Raw genomic sequence first — 19601 nt, forward strand, 5'->3', positions numbered from 1 at the left:
CGCTTTGCATTTAGCAAGCGCTCGTTTTTAGATATAGGGGTTAGTTATGAAACGGAAATGGAAAGGTTGGAATTGGCATCGGATTTTTTCGTCAATCTATGTCAAAATCGCAGTAGTATTCACATTGACGCTATTGGTGACGTTAGAAGTTATCGGTACGTTTTTTGTTAAGCAATTAGAAAATCAAAATTTAGAACAACTGCGTACGCAGATTGCGTTAAAACCATATGTAACCGATTCGTTGACTGAAGATTTGTCGGAGAATAATGACGAGGCGATGCAACGAATGTTGACGTCTATTAATAATCCGGCTATTACTGAAATTTTGGTTATTGACTCAAGTGGTATTATTCGTGCGACTAATAATGTTAATAGCCAAGATCGTATTGGTAAGAAAACAACACATACAGATGTTAAAGCAGCTTTGGCAGGGAGTGATTACAATCGCACGCCGATTGAATTACGAGGCGATGAACGTTACCAATTGACAATCCGTCCGTTAATTCATGCATCTAATGGGCAGAATCGAACGGTTGGTGTGGTTGTTGTTCGTGCTAATCTAAAAAGTGTTTACGATAACTTGAATAATATTTCGATGATTTTCCTTTCGGCGTCTATTTTGGCGATTGTATTGGGATTTGTTATGGCGATTATTATTTCACGCAGTTTGGCGCGTCCAATTACAGAAATTAATGATCGAACCGTTCGTATTGCGCGTGGTGACTATTCAGGAACTATTGAAGTTCGTACGAATGACGAAATTGGTCAATTAGCACAAAATGTTAATACTTTGGCATCTCGTATTGAAGAAACCACTAACTCTATTGATTTTGAACGCCGTCGATTAGACTCCGTTTTGGAATACATGACAGATGGTGTCTTAGCTACTGATCGACGTGGAAATATCAATATGATTAATTCTATGGCGGTTCGTATGCTGGGAGTCGAAGACGGGAATGATGCAATTGGTAAGTCTATCCTGTCATTGTTGGGGATTGAAGACGAATACACTTTGCGTGATTTACTAGGTGAGCAACAAGAATTGATGCTAGATTTGAGTGATGCGTCAACGACTTTGTATCTAAAAGCGTACTTTAGCTTGATTCAACGTTCATCTGGATTTATATCTGGGTTAGTAATCGTGCTGCATGACGTTACTGAGCAATACAAGATTGAAACAGAACGACGTCAATTCGTTTCGAATGTGTCGCATGAATTGCGTACCCCGCTAACGTCCGTGAAATCATATGTTGATGCTTTGCAAGAAGGTGCCATAGAAGACGAAGAGTTATCTCGCAACTTCTTGAGTGTTGTTGAAGACGAAACGTCACGTATGATCCGAATGATTAATGACTTGTTGGAATTGTCTCGTATGGATTCCTCAACGCTAAAGTTGGATTCAGAATATGTCAATATTGGTGAATTATTTAATTATATTTTAGACCGATTTGATATGATCATCGCGAATGATGAACAACCAGAAAAACGTTATACCATTTCGCGTGACATTTCATCTGTACCTATTTGGGTAGAACTTGATCCTTCGAAATTTACACAAGTGGTTGATAATGTGATGAATAATGCGATTAAGTATTCTCCTGATGGTGGGGTTATTAGCGTTGAGATGGTGGATCATGGTAATCGTGTTGTGCTGAGTGTGAATGACCAAGGATTGGGAATTCCAGCAGCAGATTTGAAGCATGTCTTTGACCGATTCTTCCGTGTTGATAAAGCACGTTCTCGTGCCCAAGGAGGAAGTGGATTAGGGTTGGCTATTTCAAAGGAAATTATCGAACGTTTTGGTGGTCGCATCTGGGTGGAATCTGTTGAAGGACGTGGGTCAACATTCTATATTTCATTGCCGTATGAAGCGTACGATTTAGGCGAGGATGACTGGGATGAATAGGCGTAAATGGCGTGCTTTATTAAAACAATATTTGTTGATTGTGGTACTGATGATTTTAGTGGCCGTGAGTTTGATGTTGTCATTTGGTATCTGGAGTTCTCTAGGGGACCGACCATTATACATTGCGCCTAGTGAATCAGCGGATTCAGATAAGCGATTGGTGTCGGAAAAAGACATCGTGTCCGTCTATGACTTTGATAATGTTGTGGTTAATCAAAAGGGTAAACAACAACTCGTGATGAACTCGCGTAGTATTACGCGTGAAGTTTTAGCGGTAATGGGTGACTGGCAGATTAATACGGTTACTGCGGAAAAGTTAGATGAAAAGCAATATCTAAAATTGATGAACGAAAAAAATACTGTCTTATTGGGATATCCTGACCAAGTTGTAGGTAGTTTAGTCGAATCACGATTAAACTTGGGGATTGGATTGACAGATGATGATCGTGTTGACCGTGTGCAATTGCCACTGAGTGGTAAGGGACAAGTTCGTTTCTTTAACGACCGAACACGTGATGTTTACACGGCTTCTATCATGACGCCTGGAACGTCGTTGGACGACATTAAATGGCCTAAAAATATGACAGATGTCAATTTTGAATGGCGCCAAAATCGTTTGCGTATGAACTATTTATCTGAAACGAAATTGAAGACAAAGAGTTATTTGTTAGATGAATCTAAACGAGCTGATGTTGTGGCTACTGCCTTTAAATCCGCGCGTGTTACACCGTATTTGGTAGATACGCCGGATGATAAGGTTGAATATACTGATGGTGATACGCGACGTTTGGTGTTGAATAAACAGTCTGGAAATGTTGAAATGACGGAATACGATAGTAAGACAATGCCACGTGCGATGAGTAGTAATATGACTCATGCATATGACACGTTGGTTGCGTTGAAACAAGTTCCGGAAAACATGTATTACTTTGAAGAGTTAGAGGACGGAATGAAATTGTCATATCGTCTCTACGTTGAAGGGTTGCCGATGTTTATGTCAGAGAATTTTGATTTTGGAACAATTTCGGTTACGTATGAATCCAATCGTCAAACTGTAGATTATTCTGTTTATGGTATTCAGGTGCCGTTACCTGATAAAAATGAAAAGACGATTACGTTAGATAATACTGAAACGGTGATGGAGAAGTTAACTGATGCTGGTGTTGATACGAAAAAAGTTCAAGGGTTAACGATGGGTTATAGTTGGCTTGAAAACGACGAAGAAGGTTATATCACATTGCAGCCAGCTTGGTTTGTACAAATGAAGGATGAGTGGCTACCTGTGACATTCTATACAGGAGCTGTTTAATATATGGAATAAGTGGGGAGGAAAGCAAATGAATATCAGAAAAATGTTGTGGACCTTTCTATATTTGTTTCTAATTGTGGATGGCATTTTGTTGTATCAATGGGTCAGCGTCAATGACACGGTAGTGGACCCAGCATCTGCGAAAAATATTCAACAAGAAATCCGTATGGATGGTATTTCATTTGATTCGCTAGATGCACATGTACCATCAGGAGCCTATTACTCAGGTGAAGATGGTGGTTCGTATTTGAATAAACAAAAAAATCAAATTTCAGATGATTGGCGAGTGAATGTATCTGGTGAGAAGTTACGTGCGACGCCTAAAGAGCCTGTTGACTTAGGTGACAGCATGAATAGTGCGAAAGAAACCTTGGAGAAATTAGTGTCGGATGAACGGAATGTCATTTCCGGTGAAGATTATGTGTATGATCCTGAATTAAGTAGTAATGATAATCAAGATGGTTTGCGTGTGATCGTTTTTTCTCAGAAAATAGGACAAGAAACTTTTGTATCATCCCGTGGACAAATTCAGTTCAGTTTTGATGAATATTTCAATCTAAAAAGTTATACACAGACATATGTGACGGGAATTCAGCTTTTGAGTGAAGTGCCCGCAATTTTGTCGGAACGTAGTGCCTTTTTTAATGCGTATCAATTTAATGAAATTCCAAATAACTCGACATTGGATTGGCGAAAGCCGGGATATGCAACTTTGATGGATGTCCGTGGTGAAACAATTTATATTCCTGTTTGGACGTTTTCATTAACAAATGCGGCAGGTGAGAAAACGATGGTTCGCATTAATGCGTTAAATGGTTCGTTGATAAAGAATTAGCAGTATAGAGAAGAGGTTGAATGTAGTGAGTGATTTTAAAGCCTCGATGTTAGCGTCGAGTAGTACGGGTAATGTGACGTACGTAGAAACCCCAGGGCGAAAAGTTTTATTAGACGCTGGTTTATCTGGTAAAAAAATTGAGGGGTTAATGCAAGAGGTGGATCGTTCATTGGCGGATGTAGATTCTATTTTTGTCAGTCATGAACATTCAGATCATATTGCGGGAGTTGGTATCTTGTCGCGTAAATATGACATGGATATTTATGCGAATGAGGAAACCTGGGCTGCTATGGCACCTAAGATTGGTAAGATTGCGCCGGAACATATTAAAATCTGTCGTCCTGGTGAGGTTATTGACTTGGGTGACTTGGAAGTTGAAAGTTACTCCGTATCGCATGATGCGGCTAATCCACAATTTTATTCTTTTCACCACGCAAATAAGACGTTTGCAGCGTTGACAGATACTGGGTATGTCAATGACCGTATGTTGTCATCATTACGCAATGCAGATGCGTTGTTGTTTGAATCTAATCATGATTATGAAATGCTACGCATGGGGAGTTATGCTTGGTCTTTAAAACAACGTATTTTAGGTGATAAAGGCCACTTGTCTAATGAAGATGGTGCGTTGGCGTTGGCTGAAGTTATTGGTTCTAGGACGAAGAATGTCTTTTTGGGGCATTTGAGTCAGGAAAATAACCAACAAGAATTGGCGTATTTGACGGTTAAAGGGATTTTGGAAGCGAAAGACTTTGCGGTTAATCACGACTTCTTGATGCATAACACAGAACCTCTGTCTGCATCAAGATTAATTGATATTTAATAAGCCGTTTTAAAATTTTAAGATTAATTTGAAAAATGTATGCTTTTTAGCTTGTTACCCAAATTAAGGTATGCTACAATAAATCTTGGGAACGGGAAGTTTTATCAATATGAGTAGTCCTTACGAAATTAAGTAAGGGTTAAAAATCGGGAGCATCAAGAAATTGGTGCTTTTTATTTTAAATAATAAGGATCTGCCACTGATTGTGGCAGGTCCTTTTTTTGTTAAGCCAGCTTAAAGGGAATCGACCTACCATGAACTCATACGAAACGAAGGGGAGTGGAAGTGACATGAAAAAAACGATGAAGACAGTCGTTATTGCGCTGTTGGCTGGATTGATTGGTGGTGGACTTTCTGTAGGGCTTGGTGCTTATTATGGTGTCTTTGAACCTAAAACAGAAAAAGTAGTTAATTCATCAGATACGAAAGTAGCAGATACAGCAGTGAAAGATGATTCGAAAGCAACGCAAGCCTTTAAATCGGTGTCTGGTGCAATTGTGTCAGTTATCAATCTCCAAGGTAGCCAAAATAGTGATGAGTTGTTAGAGACGGCGTCAGAGGGGTCAGGGGTTATTTATAAGAGCTCTGGTCGTGATGCGTATGTCGTGACGAATAATCACGTTGTAGATGGATCTAAGAAAATACAAATCTTAATGCAAGATGGAACGAAAGAACCGGCCGAATTAGTTGGGACAGATGTTGAAACTGATTTGGCGGTGTTGAAGATTTCGAATAAAGCGGTGAAAGATGTCGCTAAATTTGCAAATTCTGATCAATTGCAACCTGGTGAAACAGCATTGGCGATTGGGTCTCCATTAGGATCGGAATACGCTACTTCTGTGACGGAAGGAATTATTTCTGCGCCAAAACGTGAAATTGAAACGCAAGCACCGAATGGACAACGTCTAGGAAAAACAACGGTTATTCAAACTGACGCAGCGATTAACCCAGGAAACTCTGGTGGTGCATTGGTTAATCTGGCGGGGCAAGTTGTTGGGATTAATTCAATGAAGTTGTCAACGTCACAATCCGGAACGGCAGTTGAAGGAATGGGATTTGCGATTCCAGCGAATACGGTTGTGAAAATTATTGAAGCATTAGAAAAAGATGGTAAAGTCACACGACCAAGTTTGGGTGTTTCTTTGTATGATTTGAGTAATATTTCTTCGGTCGATCAAGCGGATGTATTAAAATTGCCAACGAAAGTGAAGACTGGAGTTGTTGTGATCAAGACGACCCGCGATGGTTCAGCTGAAAAGGCTGGGCTGAAAAAGTTTGATGTCATTACGAAGTTGAATGATATTTCAGTTTCTGATGCAAATGACTTACGTAATGCGTTATATAAGTTCGATGTGAATGAAAAAATCACCGTAACATATTATCGTGATGGTAAAGAACAGACGGTTCAATTGCAGTTACAGTCGAATTAATACACAGACTCACATAAGTTTTAAAAAATAAGTTGGTTCGGCTTTTGGATAAACGTTATACTTAATGTTGTCAACGATAGTTGAACACCATTACTCCCCGAGGTAATGTAACAATTATGTGGTCCCCACCACATAATTATAGTTAGGTTGTCCCCGAAAACGACCTAACAGATATTGTGGCCACAACCCCCTTGTGGTCATGAAAAAGAAAAAACCTAGCCCAATTGGACTAGGTTTTTTCTTTTTGTGCAATTTTATACAGTTGTGTAGTTTAAAGCGAAATCGTAGTGACCAATAAGGTCGTCGCCTGACTTAAGAGCGTAGGCGACATGGCATGTACCATCGGTTGTGTTGATTGATAATGCGCTTGTGTGAATATCAAATACGAAGTTACCGACTGCAGTGCGGTAGTGAGTTGTTGTAGGTTGTGTTAAATCAAACGTTAAGCGTGCGTTCGCAGCACCTGAACGACGAATTTGCAATGTGTTATCGTCTGCAAGTTTGATGGTCACGTTTGTCTGTAAAGTGGTGTCATCAACAGAGGTTTCTTCAATGTAACGGATGTAGGTTGCGTTGGCCATCTCGGTAGCAGTTCCTGAGGTAACTGTTTCGATGGTTTCGCTTTGGTTTTCTTGTGTGATTTTACTGATGGCAGTTAGGGCGATGGCAGTTTCTTGCGGCATGGTGAGCTCCTTGGTGTGAATATTATAGAGTTTATTATACGCTCGTAGCCGATGAATAGTAAGGTATGGTTGGTGATAAAGCCAGACAAGGAAGTGGGGATGATGATATAATAAGGCTTTAAGAAGCGTTTTAATGTTTATTACATAGTAATTGCGATGAAAAAGGAGGCAGACAATGGCAGAAGTTAATAAAGAAACAATTTTTCGTGACCCAGTTCTGAACTCAGTTGTCGTCAAAGATCAACTTATTTTAGATTTAATCGGCACAACTGAATTTCAACGTCTACGCCGAATTAAGCAATTAGGCAGTGCAAATTCTGTTTTCCACGGTGCGGAACATTCTCGTTTTTCCCATTCGCTAGGTGTATACGAAATTGCCCGTCGTTTTTCAGAACAATTAGCAGAATTTCACGCGACTAAAGTCCCTGGTGATGGTTTGTGGGACCCGAATGAGCGTATTGTGTTATTGAGTGCAGCGTTGCTGCATGACTTAGGTCACGGACCATACTCACATACATTTGAGCATATTTTTGGTACAAATCATGAAGATTATACACGCGCAATTATTACTGAGCCAGGAACTCAGATTAATACGGTGTTGAAAGCATATGATCCTGAACTACCGCAAAAAGTGGCAGATGTGATTAATAAGACATATGCCAACCGTCAAGTGGTGCAATTGATTTCTAGTCAAATTGATGCGGATCGAATGGATTATTTGTTGCGAGATGCGTATTATACCGGTGCGACCTATGGTGAATTTGATTTAAGTCGAATTATTCAGATGGTGCGCCCTTACGAGGGTGGAATTGCGTTTGAAGAAAAAGGATTGTATGCCATAGAAGATTACGTTGTTTCACGTTATCAAATGTATGTACAAGTGTACTTCCATCCGGTTTCTCGTTCGTTGGAGATATTATTGACGCATTTATTAGAGCGTGCGCAATATCTCTTTGAGGAAGATGCCAAATCAACACGTATTGATAAGAATTTTATTTCGCCTGCTTTACAAGTCGCGTTTAAGCACCAGGATGCAATTCCGGTGTCAGAATACCTGCGTTTAGATGACAATGTCTTGTTAGCTGACATCAGCCAATGGCGATTCCATTCAGATGCGGTGTTAGCAGACTTGGCGACTCGTTTTATTGATCGTCATCCGTTGAAGTCAATTGAAGTGACTGATGAGACCCGTCATTTGTTACCTACGTTACGAGCGTTGATTAACGACGCGGGGTTTGAACCGCGTTACTACACGGCTGAGAATGATAGTTTTGATCAACCGTATAGCGATCATCAACTCCAAGGGAAGAGTCCAAAGACGCAAATTGAGTTGATTGCACAAGATGGTACCCTGACTGATCTATCAAATGGTAGTGCAGTTGTCTCTACCTTGATGGGGCGAGCTTTTGGGGATGCACGTTTCTTCTTCCCTAAGGAAATGTTACAAACGGATGCAACGGGTGATTTGATGGCGGATGTCTACACTGATTTTCAGCGATATGTCCGTAATGGACGCCTAGTTGTGCCAACTGATAAGTAATAATTATTAATGAAATAGAGGGTTTTGGGATGATTAAATTAGTAACAATTGATATTGATGACACATTGGTAAATTCTGCCAAAGAAATCACGCCTCGTGTTAAGGCTGCGGTTCAAGCAGCAACTGCAGCTGGTGTGAAGATCGTTTTGACAACAGGTCGTCCCATTACAGGTGTGCAAGCATACCTGGATGAATTGGGATTGAACAATTTGGAAGACCAATATGTGGTGACATATAACGGTGCTATGATTCAAACGACAGCAGGGACAACAATTGGTGGAAATCCTTTGAATCATGCGGCCTATGTTAAGTTAGCTGACTGGGCTGTTGAACATGACTACTATATTCAAGTTGAGAGTTCAGCAGAAGCATTTACGCCAAGTCGTAAGGTGAACCCAGCAGCGAGTGGTGAAAATTACATGATTAACATGCCATTGAACATCGTTGATGTGGCAGATATGGACCCAGAATTAGCCTATGTTAAGTTTATGTTCATTGAACCTGCTGCGCGTTTGCAAGAAGTTCGTGCTGATTTAGATAAGACTGATTTTGCACAAGAATTTACATTTGTACAATCAAGTACACAATTCTTGGAAGTTTTGAACCAAGCCGCAAGTAAGGGTAATGCATTGCGTACCTTGGCTGGACACTTGAATGTAGATATTTCAGAAACAATGGCTATTGGGGACCAAGCTAATGACCTAACAATGATTGAAGCTGCTGGTTTGGGTGTTGCCATGGGTAATGCGGTGCCTGCTATTAAGGCAGCTGCGCAAGAAGAAACAACAACGCAAAACGAAGATGGTGTCGGGGTTGCGTTGGAAAAGTTTGTTTTAGCATAAAGAGAATGCTTGACTAATTGTTGGTTGAGTGTTGCTCAAATGTGTGAGATATTGTATTATTAGACATTGAGTAAAACTGCGAAAGGACGTGCTTGATTTGGCGATTACACAATTTGAAGGTCAAAATAAGTCAGAATTATCAATGATTGAAGTGGCGCGGGCAATTTTGTCTGACCGTCACGAAACAATGGCGTTTTCTGATTTGTTAAATGAAGTTCAATCATTTACGGGAAAGACGGATGATGAAATCCGCGCCCGTTTGGCACAATTCTATACTGATTTAAATATTGACGGGTCATTTATCTCATTGGGAGATAATGTTTGGGGGCTACGTTCATGGTATCCTATCGATTCTATTGACGAAGCTGTCCACTTGGACCTTGAAGAAGAAGAAGCAACAGCAAAGCCTAAGAAGAAGCGTAAGAAGATTAACGCCTTCTTGGCCGACGTTGCGGATGATGACGATGTGATCGACTACAATGATGACGATCCTGAAGATGATGACTTTGGTGCGGTTGAAACGTCAAAGAATGAAGATGAAGACGCTGAAGCAGCGGATGATGATTCAGATGACGATTCAGACGACGACTTTGATGAAGTTGCGGGTGGTATCGGTGAAGAAATTGGTGGAATTGCACCAGTTGATGACGATTACGGCTCAGGTGACATCGAAAAGTAAAGTTATGAAGAATTTCTATGTTGACAAAACAGAACTTTATCTGTATTATTAAGTTCCGGGCTCTTGTATTTGATTACAAGCCATTTCAACTGTAGAAAAACAGCTCCCAAAGCATTTATGCGTTGGGAGCTTTTATTATTTATAAACAGACGGAGGAAAATTTAATGGCAACTAAATATATTTTCGTTACAGGTGGGGTTGTTTCATCTCTAGGTAAGGGTATTGTCGCAGCGTCACTAGGACGTTTGTTGAAGAATCGTGGATTTAAGATTGCGGTACAAAAGTTTGATCCGTACATCAACATCGATCCAGGAACTATGTCACCATACCAACACGGTGAAACTTTCGTAACGTACGATGGTTTGGAAACTGACTTGGACTTGGGTCACTACGAACGTTTTATTGACATCGCGGTTAACCGCTACTCAAACTTCACTGCTGGACGTATCTATTCTGAAGTTTTGGAAAAGGAACGTCATGGTGATTACGAAGGAGCAACTGTACAAGTTATTCCTCACATCACGAACATGTTGAAGGAAAAGATGATGATGGCTGGTAAGACAACTGACGCCGACATCGTTATTACTGAAGTTGGTGGAACAGTGGGTGATATCGAATCATTGCCATTCGTTGAAGCTTTGCGTCAAATGAAGCGTGAAGTTGGTGAAGAAAATGTATTCTACATCCACACATCATTGATTCCGTTCTTGCGTGCGGCTGGTGAAGCGAAGACAAAGCCTACACAACATTCAGTTTCTGAATTGCGTTCACTAGGTATTCAACCAGACATGTTGGTTGTGCGTACTGAAAACCCAATTTCACAAGACATGCGTGATAAGTTGGCATTGTTTACAGACGTTGCGCCAGAAGCTGTTATCGAATCATTGGACGTTGATATCTTGTATCAAGTTGTTTTGAACATGCAAGAACAAGGTATGGATGATGTTGTGTTGAAGGGATTGCATTTGGATGCACCAACAGCCGACATGACTGACTGGACAAACATGGTTGATGGTATCCGTAACTTGTCAAACAAGGTTAAGGTTGCGTTGGTTGGAAAGTATGCTGATTTGCAAGATGCATATATCTCAGTTAACGAAGCTTTGCGTGCGGGTGGATATGCCATTGATACAGCTGTTGAAATCAATGCGATTAATTCAGAATTGATTACAGATGAAAACGTTGAAGAATACCTAGGGGATGCTGATGCTGTGATGGTTCCTGGTGGATTTGGAACACGTGGAACTGAAGGTAAGCTAGCAGCTATCAAGTATGCTCGTGTAAACAACGTACCATTCCTTGGTGTATGTTTGGGTATGCAACTAGCAACTGTTGAATATGCTCGAAACGTACTTGGATACGAAGGGGCTAACTCAATTGAATTAGATCCAGAAACAAGCCACCCAATTATTGCATTGATGAATGATCAAAAGGCAGTAACAAACATTGGTGGAACACTACGTTTGGGATTGTACTCAGAAATGATCAAGGAAGGTACGAAGGCGTTCGAACTTTACGGACAACAAGAAGTTCAACACCGTCACCGTCACCGTTATGAATTTAACATTAACTTCAAGGATGTCTTTGAAGAAGCAGGAATGGTGTTCTCAGCAACATCACCTGATGGTACTTTGATGGAAATGATTGAATTGCCAGAAAATGATTTCTTCATGGCTGCGCAAGCGCATCCTGAATTCCAATCACGTCCAAACCATGCAGAACCATTGTATGCTGGTTTGATTAAGGCTGCTTTGGACCAAAAGATGGCTAAAAACTAATTCACATGAAAGTTGGTAGAGAAATCTACCAACTTTTTTTGTGTATTTATTAAGTATTCAATTTTCTCTTAAATTTTAGGTGAAAATAAGGTACACTAGTAGAAGTGCCTAGTGAAAATTAATTCATTTATTAATGATAATGTCTGAGATTGTGACATTTAGATAATGAATGCCTTTTCGTCTTATATCTAGAGTGCACAGAATTATAGAACAAATAAAAATGAAAGCCTAATCGGCGCGGGCGTAATGTCTGCATTTAAGAGGATACACACAATGAAGAAGCTAGTTATTCGTGGGGGCCGCCCTTTGAGCGGTGAAGTCACAATTGGTGGAGCGAAAAACTCAACAGTTGCCTTGATCCCAGCGGCAATTTTGTCAGAAGATCCAGTTCGTTTTGATAACGTGCCTGATATCTTGGATGTTTACAACCTACAAGTTATTTTGGAATCAATGAACGTGAAGTCTGACTTTACGGATGGTGTCTTGACGATTGATCCAACACAAATCGTTGAAGCTGAATTGCCATCAACAGCAATCAAGAGTTTGCGTGCCTCATACTACTTCATGGGATCATTGTTGGGACGTTTTGGACGTGCGACAGTGACTTTCCCAGGTGGAGATAACATCGGACCTCGTCCAATTGATCAACACATTAAGGGATTTGAAGCCTTGGGTGCGACTGTTACTGAAGAAAATGACACAGTACATATCGTTGCTGAAAATGGTTTGAAGGGTGCACGTATCTTCTTGGACATGGTCTCAGTTGGTGCAACAATGAACATCATTTTGGCCGCTGTTCATGCCGAAGGAACAACAATTCTAGAAAACGCTGCTAAGGAACCAGAAATTATTGATTTGGCAATGTTCTTGAATAACATGGGTGCTGATGTGCGTGGTGCGGGAACAGATGTTATCCGTATTGCAGGAGTTGAACATCTTGGTTCACAAGCAACACACACAATTATTCCTGACCGTATTGAAGCTGGGACATACCTTTCAATTGCGGCTGCGCAAGGTGAAGGTGTCTTGGTTAAGAACGTGATTCCTGAACATATGGAAGCCTTCATTTCAAAGATGATTGAAATGGGAGTTGAACTTGATGTTCGTGATGACAGTATTTATGTGCCTGCTTCAAAGGACTTGAAGCCAATCACAGTGAAGACTGCACCATACCCAAGTTTCGCGACTGACTTGCAACAACCAATCACACCATTGTTGAGCCGTGCACAAGGTGAAAGTAAGATTGTTGAAACAATCTACCCAGCTCGTACACGTCACGTGCCTGAACTAAATAGTTTGGGGATGGTTATCGAATCAAATGAATCAGGATTGATTACAATTGGTCACACTGACAAGATGGAAGGAGCTGTTGTTAAGGCTGCTGAAATTCGCGCCGGAGCAGCTTTGGTGATCGCTGGATTGATGTCTGATGGTGAAACAATCGTTGAAGATGCAGAACACGTTTTGCGTGGATATGACCACATCATCACTAAGTTGACTAACTTGAATGCAGATATTGAAATAGTAGAAGACTAATTTAAATATGTGGTAAAAATCTCAAATCATAGGGTTTGAGATTTTTATTTTGCTTTGTTTATATTAGCCCTTGCAAAATGATGGATATAACGATAGACTAGACAAGTTACAAAAAAATCGTAAAACAACTAAGCGCATCACGGGCACCGGATTGTGCCTAGCTTGGATTGTTTAAAAACAATGTAGGACAATACACCCGGTATTGTCATCGGAGGAAAAATTTTGAAGTTTTCAGAGTTGGGTCTAACAAAAGACCTATTAACAGCCATTGAAAAGCATGGTTATGAAGAAGCAACACCTATCCAAGAAAAGACAATTCCATTGACTTTGGATGGAAAAGACGTCATTGGTCAAGCCCAAACAGGTACTGGTAAGACAGCTGCCTTTGGTCTACCAATCTTGGAAATGATTGACACGACAGATACTAAGCCTCAAGCCTTGGTTGTCTCACCAACACGTGAATTGGCAATCCAAACACAAGACGAATTGTTCAAGCTAGGACGTGAAAAGCGCGTTCGTGTACAAGCTGTCTTTGGTGGAGCTGACATCCGTCGCCAAATCAACGGTTTGCAACATGGTGCACACATCGTTGTGGGAACACCAGGTCGTTTGATCGACCACATTCGTCGTGGAACAATTGATTTGTCACAAGTTAAGACATTGATCTTGGACGAAGCTGACGAAATGTTGAACATGGGATTCTTGGATGATATCGAAGCAATCTTGAAGGCAGTGCCAGACCAACGTCAAACATTGCTATTCTCAGCAACTATGCCACCAGCTATCAAGCGTATTGGTGTGCAATTCATGAAGGATCCTATTCACGTCCAAATCGAAGCGAAGGAATTGACAACTGACTTGGTTGAACAATTCTACGTACGCGTTAAGGAAAGTGAAAAGTTTGATGCTTTGACTCGTATTTTGGACGTGCAACAACCTAAGTTGGCTATCATGTTCGGACGTACAAAGCGTCGTGTTGACGAATTGACTCGTGGTTTGGAACTACGTGGTTACAAGGCCGCTGGAATCCACGGTGACTTGACTCAACAAAAGCGTTCTCAAGTTTTGAAGCAATTCAAGAACCACGAACTACGTATTTTGGTTGCGACTGACGTTGCTGCCCGTGGTTTGGACGTTTCAGGTGTGGACTACGTCTACAACTTCGATATTCCACAAGACCCAGAATCATACGTTCACCGTATTGGACGTACTGGTCGTGCCGGAGCCGAAGGAACTTCTGTAACTTTCGTTACAAGTGCCGAAATGGACTACTTGAAGGACATTGAAAAGTTGACTAAGAAGCGCATGACGCCTTTGAAGCCAGCTACTTATGAAGAAGCTGTATCTGGACGTCTAGGTGCTGCAACTGATCGTGTTGAAAAGTTGGTTAAGCGTGCAAACGTAAGCTTGGCTGAAGAAGAAATCAACAACTTGGTTGAAAAGTACGACGCACAAACATTGGCTGCTGCCCTATTGGGTGCCGTAGCTGATATTTCAGATATGGAAACACCAGTTACACTATCACACGAACGTCCATTGCCACGTAAGCGTGGTGGACAAGGTGGTGGTCGTGGTGGATACCGTGGCGGAAACCGTAATGGTGGACGCGGTGGTGACCGTGGTGGAAACCGTCGTGAAGGTGGTCGTGGTGGATACCGTGGTGGAAACCGCAACGGTGGACGCGATGGTGGCCGTGACGGTGGATCACGTCGCGAAGGTGGAAACCGTAATGGTGGATCATCACGTCGTGAAGGTGGAAACGGTGGACAACGTCGTTCACGCGATTTCGTAATCCGTAACAACGATTAATATCAAATGAAAACCTCAAGTGTATACCACTTGGGGTTTTTTGTTTGTGAAAATCACGCTAAATAGTGCCACAGATAAAGGCCTGTATAGTATAATCAAGATAGAGGAATATTGTCATGATTTTAGGCCATGGAGTAGATGTACAATCGATTACAGCTGTTGCAAAAGTGGTGGAACGCCAAGCGCGCTTCCCGGCCACTATTTTGACTACGGCTGAAATGGCACTCTATGATCGAAAACGTGGCAAGCATCAAAATGAATTTTTGACAGGTCGTTTTTCGGCTAAAGAAGCGTTTAGTAAGGCTATCGGCACGGGTATGAGTCAAGGATTAGGTTGGCATGACTTGGAGATTGTTACTGGCGAGTCAGGTGAACCGGTGTTTGTTAAATATCCGAATCAAGAAGAGATTCGCGTTCATGTGTCTATTTCGCATAGCGCTGACACGGTCTTTACCTCAGTGATTTTGGAGCGAGAAGATGAAAGATAATGAAATGATGGGTGCGCCAATTGCGGTACATCGCCCGGCTTGGTTAGAAATATCTGAGTCAGCATTAATACATAACGTGAAATATGTTCGACAATTGACAGATGCGAAGCGATTTTGTGCGGTTGTGAAGGCTAATGCTTACGGGCATGGTTTAGCGCAAGTTGTACCAGCAGTATTGAAAGCTGGAGCGGATTGTTTAGCAGTTGCGACAATGGATGAGGGTATTTGGTTACGTCAATTTGGCGTAAGTGTTCCTGTGTTTATTTTAGGAATTACAGATGCGAAGCATGCACGTTTACTGTCAGAATATAATCTAATTCCAGCGGTAGCTACTAATGCGTGGTTACTTGAAGCTAATGAACAATTGCATATGGATGATGAGCTTCAAATTGCCCTTGTTGTTGACACGGGTATGGGACGTATCGGATTTACCGATAATGAACAATTATTGCAGGCTGCGGAATGGGTCAACGCCTCTGATAAAATGCGTATTCAATCTATTTGGACGCATTTTGCCACAGCGGATGAGACGAGCGATTCATATTTCCAGAAGCAATTAACTACGTGGCATGAACGTGTTGATGGGCTACCTTTATCAGACGATGTTTGGCGTCATTTGGCAAATTCAGCGACATCATTGTGGCATGAACAACCAAGTGATGACATGATTCGTGTTGGTGCGGCTATGTACGGATTTGATGCCTCGCAAGGAGCGCTTCCAAATCGTGATTTACAACCAGTGATGAGTTTGAAGGCGGAGCTTGTACATATTAAACATGTTCCGGCGGGTACTTCAATTTCATATGGAGCCACGTATACAACGGAAACTGATGAATGGATTGCTACGGTGCCAATTGGCTATGCGGATGGGTATCGTCGTGCTTTACAGGGAACATATGTATTATTGCCGGACGGACGTAAAGCGCCTGTTGTAGGGCGTGTTGCGATGGATCAAATGATGATTCGTTTGCCTGAAGAACTACCATTAGGGACGGTAGTCACGTTATTGGGGTCAGTCGACAATGAAGTAATTAGCTTGGAAGATTTAGCGGATGAATTAAATACAATTCCGTATGAAATTGCGACAAGTATGGCACAACGCCTACCACGTCGAGTTATTGAGTAGAATGAATTATTTAGGAGTAGTGATGGGATGGGTAAAGAAGTAGAAGTAAAAAGAGGCGATGTCTTCTTCATTAATTTAGACCCGGTTGTAGGATCGGAACAAGGTGGACAACGTCCAGCTGTGATTATTCAAAACAATGTGGGGAATCGTTATTCACCAACGGTGATTGTTGCGCCAATTACGGCACGAATTTCTAAGCCGAAAATGCCAACACATGTGGCATTGCCAGCTGAGACAAAGCTAACCGGAGTGAATCGTAATTCTGTTATTTTGTGTGAACAAATTAGAACGATTGATAAGCAACGTCTGCAAGATAAAATCGGTATGTTACCGGGGAAAATTGTGACGGAACTGAACAAGGCTATCGCAGTTAGTGTGAATGTATAAAACAATAAAAGGTATTGGGGAACCGATACCTTTTTTGCATACTTTGAAAAGGAGTCGACGATGGAAGAGCAAGAATGGCAGTTGGAACGTCAGCGTTTAGTAGTTGTGAATGAAGAATTGGCCACACAATTGGTTGATAGTGAGTTGGAATATGAGAAAGCTCATGCAGAAACTAGTGCCGTTGAACGAAATTATGGTGCGAATACGTCTATTAATACTCTTGAAGAAGACGATTCCATGGAAACCAACGCTGAAATTCAGCAACAACGTAATATTGTGGCACGTGTTACTGAAACCGAAAACATTATGCAGAAAAAGCTGCAAACATTGAAAACTTTGACGGGAAGTCCTTATTTTGGTCGCGTTAACTTAGTGGAAGATGGTTATAAAGAAAAATTATATATTGGTTTAGCGTCTTTGCAGGGAGAAGACGGTGACTTTTTGATTAATGATTGGCGCGCGCCGATTAGTGGAGTCTATTATAACGGGGTCTTGGGGAAAGTTACATATCCAACACCCGTAGGGGAACAAGAAGCGTTTTTGGAAAAGAAGCGTCAATTCACCATCGAAGACGGTGAAATTGTGAATATGTTTGATACGGATGTGACCATTGGTGACGAAATGCTGCAATATACATTGGGGCAACAAAACGATGACACAATGCATAATATTGTGGCGACGATTCAACAAGAACAAAATCGTATTATTCGAGATACGGAAAGTGATTTGTTAGTTGTTCAAGGAGTTGCTGGGTCGGGGAAGACGTCAGCGATTTTGCAACGAATTGCATTTTTACTTTTCCATGCACGTGAAGAATTAAACTCTGATCAAATTGTTCTCTTTTCACCGAATCGATTGTTTTCAAGTTATATTGCGGATGTTTTACCCTCATTGGGTGAACGAAATATGCGTCAGGTAACGCTACATGAATTTTTGAGCGCTCGTCTACAAGGGTTGCAAGTACAGACTCTGTTTGAACGTTATGAACATGCTGATGAAGTCGTACAAACAGCTCGACAAGCGATGACAACAGCCATAGAAGCCCCTGAATTGTATGACTGTTTGGTGAATTATTTATCTCAGGTACGCCCGCAAGAAGTTCGTTTTGCGGATGTTTATTTTGATGATGAAATTTGGTTTAGCGCCGATGAATTTAAAGAGGTGTTTGCTTCGTTCCCGGCAGCGTATTCTTTCGTGGAACGCATGAAAATGACGCAAGAGGTCTTTTTGGAGCGCCTGACGGAACAATATACTGAGTTAATCCATGATGAATGGGTTGAGTTGGGATTGGATGCATTGAGTAATCAAGAGTATCAAGCCCTACGATTGAATCAAGATGGTGATTTAATGGATGATGAGGATACTCATGCCATTCATGAAGAGGTTGCACAACGATATGTTGCTGAGCGCTTACGTAGTGTAGATGATGCAGTTTATAATTTTGCTTTTGTTGATGTATACGCGCAATACGCTGATTTTCTTGTGGCGCTTGGCGACATGCAATATGCAACTCTGAATGCGGATTGGTGGGCATTGAAGGCGGAACGCTATAGCCAACAATTAGAGCTGCATAAAATTGATTATGAAGATGCGATTCCGGTTTTGTATCTACGTGATTTAATGACTGGTGCTGGAACTAACCAATATATGCAGTATATCTTTGTGGACGAGATGCAAGATTATACACAATTGCAGATGTTGTATTTGAAACACGCCTTCCCGCGTGCGAAATTTACATTGTTAGGTGATGCAGAACAAGCGTTATTCCGTGCGGTAGAAACACCTAGTGAGCTCCTAGGAAAGTATAAAACAATCTTTGGTGATCAACGCGTAAGTTTCGTGCAATTAAATAAGTCGTATCGTTCAACGACTGAGATTATGGATTTTGCCAAAGCGTTGTTACCTGATGGGGATGAGATTGTTAGTTTTGAACGTCATGGTGCCAAACCTGAATTAAGTGTGTTATCTATGGATGATATTTCTGAAGAATTGGCCACTTTGATTGGCGATATTCAAACGAGGCAGCAAACTGTTGCGGTTGTGACTAAGACACAACAGGATGCGCATATTGTAGGTGAAGCGTTACGTCGTTTTGAGATTCAACATCAAGTTATTGAAAATGAAGATCGAACACGTGATGAACATGTCTTGGTTTTGCCGATTTATTTGGCTAAAGGATTAGAGTTTGATGCAGTTGTTGGATACGATGTTTCAGCTGAAAATTATCCAGATGATGAATCAGTTGGTTTGTTGTATACTTTGGCCTCTCGAGCAATGCATGAATTGCATTTGATTTCTAAAGGACCTGCAACACCATTGCTTGAAACGGTTATGTCGTATATAACTTTAAAGTGAAATAGTCGTTGAGATTACGTGTGAAAACTCTTACAATAAAAGAGACGAGTAACTCTACAGGCATGAAAAGGAAAA

The 19601-nt window shown here is 41.2% G+C and carries 16 protein-coding genes; 15 read left to right on the forward strand and 1 reads right to left on the reverse strand.

Annotated features, from left to right (window positions below; translation table 11 throughout):
* Positions 1–46: 46 nt before the first annotated feature.
* The 5 genes from walK (at position 47) to WS08_RS00370 (ending at position 6303) form a co-directional block, all read left to right on the forward strand.
* Entirely contained in the window at positions 47–1906 is a 1860-nt protein-coding gene (gene walK / locus WS08_RS00350) for a cell wall metabolism sensor histidine kinase WalK (RefSeq protein ID WP_009495695.1), read from the forward strand.
* Positions 1899–3215: a two-component system activity regulator YycH gene (gene yycH, locus WS08_RS00355; protein ID WP_009495694.1), complete on the forward strand. Its 1317-nt coding sequence runs from the start codon at positions 1899–1901 to the stop codon at positions 3213–3215. Before walK ends, yycH begins: the two co-directional genes overlap by 8 nt.
* A gap of 28 nt (positions 3216–3243) precedes the next feature.
* Positions 3244–4050, forward strand: a complete 807-nt coding sequence (gene yycI, locus WS08_RS00360; RefSeq protein WP_009495693.1) for a two-component system regulatory protein YycI — start codon at positions 3244–3246, stop codon at positions 4048–4050.
* Between the two features lie 46 nt (positions 4051–4096).
* The gene (locus WS08_RS00365; protein ID WP_038527995.1) at positions 4097–4873 is read left to right on the forward strand and encodes an MBL fold metallo-hydrolase; all 777 of its coding nucleotides are present in this window, start codon (positions 4097–4099) and stop codon (positions 4871–4873) included.
* A gap of 290 nt (positions 4874–5163) precedes the next feature.
* On the forward strand, positions 5164–6303 hold the full coding sequence (locus WS08_RS00370) for a S1C family serine protease (RefSeq protein WP_038536379.1): 1140 nt from the start codon (positions 5164–5166) through the stop codon (positions 6301–6303).
* Positions 6304–6557: 254 nt separating this feature from the next.
* On the opposite strand, the gene WS08_RS00375 is transcribed toward WS08_RS00370, so the two are convergent.
* Entirely contained in the window at positions 6558–6986 is a 429-nt protein-coding gene (locus tag WS08_RS00375; protein ID WP_009495690.1) for a YwiB family protein, read from the reverse strand.
* Positions 6987–7161: 175 nt separating this feature from the next.
* On the opposite strand from WS08_RS00375, the gene WS08_RS00380 reads away from it, so the two are divergent.
* The 10 genes from WS08_RS00380 to helD all read left to right on the forward strand — a co-directional run bounded on the left by WS08_RS00380 (position 7162) and on the right by helD (position 19526).
* The gene (locus WS08_RS00380; protein ID WP_009495689.1) at positions 7162–8526 is read left to right on the forward strand and encodes an HD domain-containing protein; all 1365 of its coding nucleotides are present in this window, start codon (positions 7162–7164) and stop codon (positions 8524–8526) included.
* A 29-nt stretch (positions 8527–8555) separates the two neighbouring features.
* A complete protein-coding gene (locus WS08_RS00385; protein WP_009495688.1) occupies positions 8556–9368 on the forward strand; it encodes a Cof-type HAD-IIB family hydrolase in 813 nt (270 codons plus the stop codon).
* Positions 9369–9465: 97 nt separating this feature from the next.
* Positions 9466–10047, forward strand: coding sequence for a DNA-directed RNA polymerase subunit delta (gene rpoE, locus WS08_RS00390; RefSeq protein ID WP_009495687.1), 582 nt, complete (start codon positions 9466–9468; stop codon positions 10045–10047).
* Positions 10048–10211: 164 nt separating this feature from the next.
* The gene (locus WS08_RS00395; RefSeq protein WP_009495686.1) at positions 10212–11825 is read left to right on the forward strand and encodes a CTP synthase; all 1614 of its coding nucleotides are present in this window, start codon (positions 10212–10214) and stop codon (positions 11823–11825) included.
* Between the two features lie 273 nt (positions 11826–12098).
* Entirely contained in the window at positions 12099–13361 is a 1263-nt protein-coding gene (locus tag WS08_RS00400; RefSeq protein WP_038528001.1) for a UDP-N-acetylglucosamine 1-carboxyvinyltransferase, read from the forward strand.
* A gap of 222 nt (positions 13362–13583) precedes the next feature.
* Positions 13584–15170, forward strand: a complete 1587-nt coding sequence (locus WS08_RS00405) for a degradosome RNA helicase CshA (protein WP_009495684.1) — start codon at positions 13584–13586, stop codon at positions 15168–15170.
* A 116-nt stretch (positions 15171–15286) separates the two neighbouring features.
* Positions 15287–15658, forward strand: a complete 372-nt coding sequence (gene acpS, locus WS08_RS06955) for a holo-ACP synthase (RefSeq protein WP_009495683.1) — start codon at positions 15287–15289, stop codon at positions 15656–15658.
* Entirely contained in the window at positions 15648–16784 is a 1137-nt protein-coding gene (gene alr, locus WS08_RS00415; protein WP_009495682.1) for an alanine racemase, read from the forward strand. Before acpS ends, alr begins: the two co-directional genes overlap by 11 nt.
* 27 nt (positions 16785–16811) lie before the next feature.
* The gene (locus WS08_RS00420; protein WP_009495681.1) at positions 16812–17171 is read left to right on the forward strand and encodes a type II toxin-antitoxin system PemK/MazF family toxin; all 360 of its coding nucleotides are present in this window, start codon (positions 16812–16814) and stop codon (positions 17169–17171) included.
* Between the two features lie 60 nt (positions 17172–17231).
* On the forward strand, positions 17232–19526 hold the full coding sequence (helD, locus tag WS08_RS00425; RefSeq protein WP_009495680.1) for an RNA polymerase recycling motor HelD: 2295 nt from the start codon (positions 17232–17234) through the stop codon (positions 19524–19526).
* Positions 19527–19601 lie beyond the last annotated feature (75 nt).

The organism is Weissella tructae (assembly GCF_000732905.1).
Lineage (GTDB): Bacteria > Bacillota > Bacilli > Lactobacillales > Lactobacillaceae > Weissella > Weissella tructae.

Excerpts from the sequence above, each read along its gene's own strand:
- walK (WP_009495695.1), top strand. The coding sequence starts at position 47 with ATGAAACGGAAATGGAAAGGTTGGAATTGGCATCGGATTTTTTCGTCA.
- yycH (WP_009495694.1), top strand. The coding sequence starts at position 1,899 with ATGAATAGGCGTAAATGGCGTGCTTTATTAAAACAATATTTGTTGATT.
- yycI (WP_009495693.1), top strand. The coding sequence starts at position 3,244 with ATGAATATCAGAAAAATGTTGTGGACCTTTCTATATTTGTTTCTAATT.
- WS08_RS00365 (WP_038527995.1), top strand. The coding sequence starts at position 4,097 with ATGTTAGCGTCGAGTAGTACGGGTAATGTGACGTACGTAGAAACCCCA.
- WS08_RS00370 (WP_038536379.1), top strand. The coding sequence starts at position 5,164 with ATGAAAAAAACGATGAAGACAGTCGTTATTGCGCTGTTGGCTGGATTG.
- WS08_RS00375 (WP_009495690.1), bottom strand. The coding sequence starts at position 6,986 with ATGCCGCAAGAAACTGCCATCGCCCTAACTGCCATCAGTAAAATCACA.
- WS08_RS00380 (WP_009495689.1), top strand. The coding sequence starts at position 7,162 with ATGGCAGAAGTTAATAAAGAAACAATTTTTCGTGACCCAGTTCTGAAC.
- WS08_RS00385 (WP_009495688.1), top strand. The coding sequence starts at position 8,556 with ATGATTAAATTAGTAACAATTGATATTGATGACACATTGGTAAATTCT.
- WS08_RS00395 (WP_009495686.1), top strand. The coding sequence starts at position 10,212 with ATGGCAACTAAATATATTTTCGTTACAGGTGGGGTTGTTTCATCTCTA.
- WS08_RS00400 (WP_038528001.1), top strand. The coding sequence starts at position 12,099 with ATGAAGAAGCTAGTTATTCGTGGGGGCCGCCCTTTGAGCGGTGAAGTC.
- acpS (WP_009495683.1), top strand. The coding sequence starts at position 15,287 with ATGATTTTAGGCCATGGAGTAGATGTACAATCGATTACAGCTGTTGCA.
- alr (WP_009495682.1), top strand. The coding sequence starts at position 15,648 with ATGAAAGATAATGAAATGATGGGTGCGCCAATTGCGGTACATCGCCCG.
- WS08_RS00420 (WP_009495681.1), top strand. The coding sequence starts at position 16,812 with ATGGGTAAAGAAGTAGAAGTAAAAAGAGGCGATGTCTTCTTCATTAAT.
- helD (WP_009495680.1), top strand. The coding sequence starts at position 17,232 with ATGGAAGAGCAAGAATGGCAGTTGGAACGTCAGCGTTTAGTAGTTGTG.